Origin of the sequence: Bellilinea sp. (assembly GCF_034432615.1) — a bacterium.
Classification (GTDB): domain Bacteria; phylum Chloroflexota; class Anaerolineae; order Anaerolineales; family Anaerolineaceae; genus Bellilinea.
This window is the reverse complement of record NZ_DAOUBL010000054.1, coordinates 1-5,166: the sequence shown is the minus strand read 5'-3', so window position 1 is coordinate 5,166 and position 5,166 is coordinate 1. Positions and strand designations below refer to the sequence as shown.

Annotated in this window: 7 protein-coding genes; 3 read left to right on the top strand and 4 right to left on the bottom strand. The window is 55.3% G+C overall.

Going from position 1 to position 5,166, the window contains the following annotated elements; all coding sequences use genetic code 11:
* Positions 1-309: DUF4395 domain-containing protein (locus VAE48_RS03020; RefSeq protein WP_322791836.1), on the top strand; the 309-nt coding region annotated here is incomplete at its 5' end.
* Positions 309-728 (top strand): thioredoxin family protein, encoded by a 420-nt coding sequence (locus VAE48_RS03015; protein ID WP_322791835.1) that lies wholly within the window; start codon positions 309-311, stop codon positions 726-728. The genes VAE48_RS03020 and VAE48_RS03015, both read left to right, overlap by 1 nt.
* 16 nt (positions 729-744) lie before the next feature.
* On the opposite strand, the gene rarD is transcribed toward VAE48_RS03015, so the two are convergent.
* From rarD to VAE48_RS02995, 4 genes are read right to left on the bottom strand one after another with little or no spacing between them, the layout of a single operon-like run.
* Positions 745-1,632 (bottom strand): EamA family transporter RarD, encoded by an 888-nt coding sequence (rarD, locus tag VAE48_RS03010; RefSeq protein WP_322791834.1) that lies wholly within the window; start codon positions 1,630-1,632, stop codon positions 745-747.
* 46 nt (positions 1,633-1,678) lie between these two features.
* Positions 1,679-2,029, bottom strand: coding sequence for a rhodanese-like domain-containing protein (locus tag VAE48_RS03005; protein WP_322791833.1), 351 nt, complete (start codon positions 2,027-2,029; stop codon positions 1,679-1,681).
* A complete protein-coding gene (rlmB, locus tag VAE48_RS03000; RefSeq protein WP_322791832.1) occupies positions 2,026-2,778 on the bottom strand; it encodes a 23S rRNA (guanosine(2251)-2'-O)-methyltransferase RlmB in 753 nt (250 codons plus the stop codon). The genes VAE48_RS03005 and rlmB overlap by 4 nt, the downstream gene beginning before the upstream one ends.
* Positions 2,779-2,805: 27 nt before the next feature.
* Entirely contained in the window at positions 2,806-3,903 is a 1,098-nt protein-coding gene (locus VAE48_RS02995; protein ID WP_322791831.1) for a PIN/TRAM domain-containing protein, read from the bottom strand.
* Between the two features lie 187 nt (positions 3,904-4,090).
* Between VAE48_RS02995 and VAE48_RS02990 the strand changes: the two genes are divergently transcribed.
* Positions 4,091-5,166: energy-coupling factor transporter ATPase (locus VAE48_RS02990; protein ID WP_322791830.1), on the top strand; the 1,076-nt coding region annotated here is incomplete at its 3' end.

Genomic DNA, 5,166 nt, shown 5'->3' with positions numbered 1-5,166 from the left:
CTCAAACCGCGCGGCTGGCTTAAGCCGGATGTGCTGATGGACAACCGCCAGCCGCATACCTTCGCGCAAGGGTTTGGCGGCGCGGTGCTGCTGATTTCTGGGGTCTTGTTCCTGAGCGGTTTACCGTTGATTGGCTGGGGATTGGTCTGGCTGGTGATTGCGTTGGCATCGCTCAATCTGTTTGTGGGCTTTTGCGTGGGGTGCGCCGTGTACTACTGGCTCAACCGCTTGCAGGTGCCGGGCTTCTCCCAGTCACCACCGCCGGGCACTCCGGCTGGCTGGCGTCCGCGCCGGGAGGGGCAGCACTGATGGACGACGTGCTTAGCCGCATCCTGTGGGCTGGTCTGCTGATCGGTGTAGGGGTTGGATTTTTCCTGTTGGTCAACCGCACCATTCTGCACCGAACGGCGGGTTTGAGCAGATACCTGCCTGGCTGGCAACCCGGCAGGCCGGTCATTCTTTATTTCACTACCCCAGACTGCGCTCCCTGCCGCACCATTCAACGCCCGGCGTTACAGCGGGTTCAGGCGGAGTGGGGTGACCGTTTGCAGGTGATCGAAGTGGACGCTACCCGTCATGCCGACCTTGCCAAACGCTGGGGTGTGTTGAGTGTGCCAACCACCTTCCTGCTGGATACCAGCGGCAAACCCCGCTTTGTCAATCACGGCGTTACCCATGCCGAACACTTGATGGATCAACTGCGCCGATTGAGTGGTCAGGCCGGCTGAACGGCTGCCCGGTTATCTACGGTACGGGCTGAGGATGCAATGTACGCTGATTGTGAAGGTAACTTTCCAGTGAGAAGATGAGCAGCGCCAGCCAGATGAACCCAAAACCGATTGCGCTGGACAGGGTGAATGGTTCGTGATAAAGCAGCACGCCGAGCAGAAATTGCAATGTGGGAGCGATATATTGCAGCAACCCCATAATGGTCAGGGGCACGCTTTGCGCTCCGCCCGCGAATAATAGCAATGGGATGATGGTCACCAGCCCGCTCAGCACTAGCAGCAGATTGGTCATCGGCAGCGTGTGCAGGAAAGTCCCTTCGCCACGCAGTTCGGCAAACAGCAGGTAGGCGAACATGGGCGGGAAAATCAAAGCCGTTTCCAATGCCAGCCCTCTGCGCGGCCCAAGCGGCGCAATTTTTTTGAGCAAGCCGTACAGCCCAAAACTAAACGCCAGTACCAGTGCAACCCACGGCAACTGGCCGTAGCGGATGGTCAGGTAAGCCACTCCCACGGCTGCCAGACCGACCGGCAGCCATTGCAGCGGCCTCAATCGTTCACGCAGGAAAATTACCCCCAGAGAAACGCTGACCAACGGGTTGATAAAGTACCCCAAACTGGATTCGACCACCCTCCCCTGATTGACCGCCCAGACGTAGGTCAGCCAGTTGATCGCCAGCAGGATGCCGGCAGCGAGGTAAATCAACACGGTGCGGCGATTAAGGGAACGAATGAGCGGATTGATTTCGCGCCGGAACAGAAGATAGGCCGCCAGAAAAATGAACGACCACACCACGCGGTGTGCCATGATTTGTAGAGCAGGTACACCGTGCAGCCATTTGAAGTAAATTGGGAAAAAACCCCATAGAACATACGCCGAAATTGCTAATAAAATGCCTTTTTTCATTCCATGTCGTCCGTGATGCAAAATAATCTGGAATGATACCAGAAAATCAGTATATTCCTACACTTCCGTCCACCTGACGGGCATAGGCATCAATCCCGCCGCGGAGGTTGTAGACCTGCTGCCAGCCTTGCGCCAGCAGCCAGGCGGCCACAACGCGGCTGCGCTCGCCATGGTGGCATAAAATGACCAGAGGTTGCTGCAGCTCACGCATCTGCGGCGGGAGGGCATCCACCCCATGGGCTGCCAGTTCGGACATGGGAAGCGCTAAAACGGCAGGATGCTGAAGAAAAGCCCGCGTCCATTCGTACGGCTCGCGAATATCCAGAATAAGCAGGTTGGGGTTTTCCTGCAGTTGGCTGTAAAGTTCTAGAGGGGTAATCTCCGGCGGGGGATTCATGCAGCGGCCTCCGTTTTCTTTTGCTGGCGGGTCATCCACGCGAGGTAGAGGGCAATAGAACCTGCCACGGCTGCATTGAGCGATTCGATTTTGCCGCGCATGGGCAGGTTGACCAGCACATCGCACTTTTTCGCAACCAGATTCCGCATTCCTTCGCCTTCATTGCCAACCACCAGCGCCAGTGGCGCATCCAACGGAGCGTATGAAATCGGTTGAGCTGCCTCGCCGGCCAGCCCAACCACCCAAACACCAGCTGACTTAAGCAGATCAATGGCCTGCGCCAGATTCATCTGGGCTACCAGAAGGTGTTCGGTTGCACCGGCTGAGGCGTGAACCACGGCTGGGGTAATGCCGGCAGCCCGCCGCGGAGGAATGATGATGCCATGTGCGCCAACCGCTTCGGCCGTACGCAGTAAAGTTCCCAAATTCTGCGGGTTCTGCAGCATGTCCAGCAGCAGAATCAGGGGCAATTCCTGGCGTTGATTGGCGCGTTTGAGAATCTCGCTGTAATCGGCATAAGGGTAAGCGCTGACCTCCAGCGCAATGCCCTGGTGACCTTCACCCAGCGCATCCAGCTGTTGTCGCGGGACACGTTGCACCGGGATGCGCCGCTTGGCGGCTTGATTGAGAATTTCGGTTAATTTTCCTTTTTCTTCCGTTCCGCTGGCAACCAGAAGGCGAAAAATCTCCCGCCGGCGGGTTTGGAATATTTCAAATACCGGATTGCGACCGGTGATCCATTCTCTCATAGGTCAATCCACCTGTAAAAAATCAAATCAACGATCACTCTCCGGACGGGCAAAGATCATCCGTCCGGCAGCTGTTTGCAGGACTTTGGTAACGGTTACCAGTATTTCCTGATTGAGGTACTTGTTGCCGTTTTCGATTACAACCATGGTGCCGTCTTCCATATAACCGACGCCCTGTCCGCTTTCCTTGCCCTCCTGAATGACGCGCACCGACAGCGTTTCGCCGGGCAGCAGCACCGACTTGACCGCATTAGCCAGTTCATTGACGTTGAGAACCGTTACGCCTTGCAGCTCGGCGATGCGGTTCAAATTGTAGTCATTGGTCAGGATGGGGCAGCGCAGCTGACGGGCGAGGATGACCAGTTTGTCATCCACATCCCGCACACCTTCGACATCAATATCGGAAATGCGCACAGGAATAATGGGCTCTTTCTGCAATTGGGAGAGCACTTCCATGCCACGTCTTCCGCGCTGGCGTCGCAGACTGTCCGGCGAGTCGGCAATGTACTGCAGTTCATTCAGCACGAAGCGCGGAATCAATAATGAGCCCGGCAGAAAACCTGTGCGGGCTATATCGGCGATGCGGCCGTCAATGATGACACTGGTGTCCAGTAAAATGGTGCGCGATTCTGCCCAGTTAGCCCCGCCCTCGGCGGCAGGAGTGCCTGCGCCGGGGGGTTGGTTTTTGGAGATGTTGCCCCAAAGTGAAAACAGGTCATTCTGGCGCATGACAAAAACCGAAACGCCAAGATAACCGAAGAAGACCACCCCGATGAAGGGGAGGATTTCGCCAAAGGGGGAGGGCAGGCGCGAGAGGGGAAATGCCAGCAGTACGGCAATGATCAGCCCGGCGATCAGACCAAACAGGGCGGCAAAAAGGGTTTGCGCAGAAACACGGGTCAGCAGGCTGCGAATTGCCCGCATAGGGCGGATGGTGATGAAGGGTGTCAGAATTAAACCGATCAGCGCGCCTACCAATCCAAGCGTAAAGGCATATTCCTCCACCGAAAAGGTCGAAGAAGCACCGCCGGTTGTCGCAATTTGCCCTAATTGCGCTCCCCACATGACACCGATGATTGCAAAAACAACCATGCCAATCAGCCGAAAAATAAATTCAATACTCATGAATAACTCCTTGGGATGAGTGCAAAAGGTTTTCGGAATTGTTAAGGTGCGGAATGAATAATAAATGAAAAAAATTAAATGATTAACCCTATGATAGCATCAAGGTTATGCAGAGTCAACGAAAAAAATTCTAATGATTCGCGGTTTTCGGGTCACTGTGGGGGTTTGTGTTAAAATAACCGGACGAATGACCAAAGCATTAATCGAAATCGAAAATTTGTGGTACAGTCACCCGGTACGGGGGGGTGAGGCGATTCCAGCTCTGAAGGGCATTAACCTGCGGATTGAAGAGGGGGAATATGTTGCCTTGATCGGGGCGAATGGCTCCGGGAAGACCACCCTCGCGAGGCATTTGAATGCTTTGCTTTTGCCCGATCAAGGGGTGGTCAGAATCAACGGAATGGATACCCGCGAAGAGCGATTTCACCCACAAATTCGCAGTATGGTTGGGATGGTGTTTCAATCTCCGGAAGATCAGCTGGTGGCCGCCATTCTGGAAGAAGATATTGCCTTTGGGCCGGAAAATTTAGGTCTTCCGCCTGCAGAAATTCGCCAGCGCGTGGAGGAAGCGCTTGAAATTACCGGTTTGAAGGAATATCGCCAGCGACCTCCCCATTTGCTTTCAGCCGGTCAGATGCAGCGGGCGGCTCTGGCGGGTGTGCTGGCGATGCGCCCACGCTGCGTTATTTTCGATGAAACGACTGCCATGCTCGACCCGGCCGGCCGGCACATGGTCAGGCGCTTGATGCGCCGTCTGCATGAAGAGGGTCTGACGGTGATTGTCATTTCTCACTTCATGCGCGAGGCAGTGGCTGCTCAGCGGGTGGTGGTGTTGAATAAAGGGGAAATAGCCCTGGACAGCACGCCTCGGGAAGTCTTTAGTCATCCAGCAGACCTTTGGGCGCTTGGGTTGGATCTGCCGTTGGCGGGACGGTTGGCGATTCAACTACGGGAAGTATTGCCCGACCTGCCGCTGAACCTGTTGCGTTCCAATGATCTGATTGCTGTCCTGCCGCCCCCGCCGTTTAATGTGAAGATGAGCAGTTTGCACGAGGATTCTCCGCCTGTTGTGCAGCAAAACAGCTTTATCCGTGTTAACCGACTGGGACATACTTATTTGGCGGATACCCCACTGGCATATCAGGCTTTAGAAGATGTTCGCCTGCATGCTGGTGAGGGCAAGGTTCATGGATTGATTGGCTCCACAGGATCAGGAAAATCTACCCTCTTGCAGCACCTCAACGGTCTGCTGCTACCCCAAAT

Coding starts and splice junctions, on each gene's coding strand:
- rarD (WP_322791834.1), bottom strand. CDS start 1,632: ATGAAAAAAGGCATTTTATTAGCAATTTCGGCGTATGTTCTATGGGGT.
- VAE48_RS02995 (WP_322791831.1), bottom strand. CDS start 3,903: ATGAGTATTGAATTTATTTTTCGGCTGATTGGCATGGTTGTTTTTGCA.
- rlmB (WP_322791832.1), bottom strand. CDS start 2,778: ATGAGAGAATGGATCACCGGTCGCAATCCGGTATTTGAAATATTCCAA.
- VAE48_RS03015 (WP_322791835.1), top strand. CDS start 309: ATGGACGACGTGCTTAGCCGCATCCTGTGGGCTGGTCTGCTGATCGGT.
- VAE48_RS03005 (WP_322791833.1), bottom strand. CDS start 2,029: ATGAATCCCCCGCCGGAGATTACCCCTCTAGAACTTTACAGCCAACTG.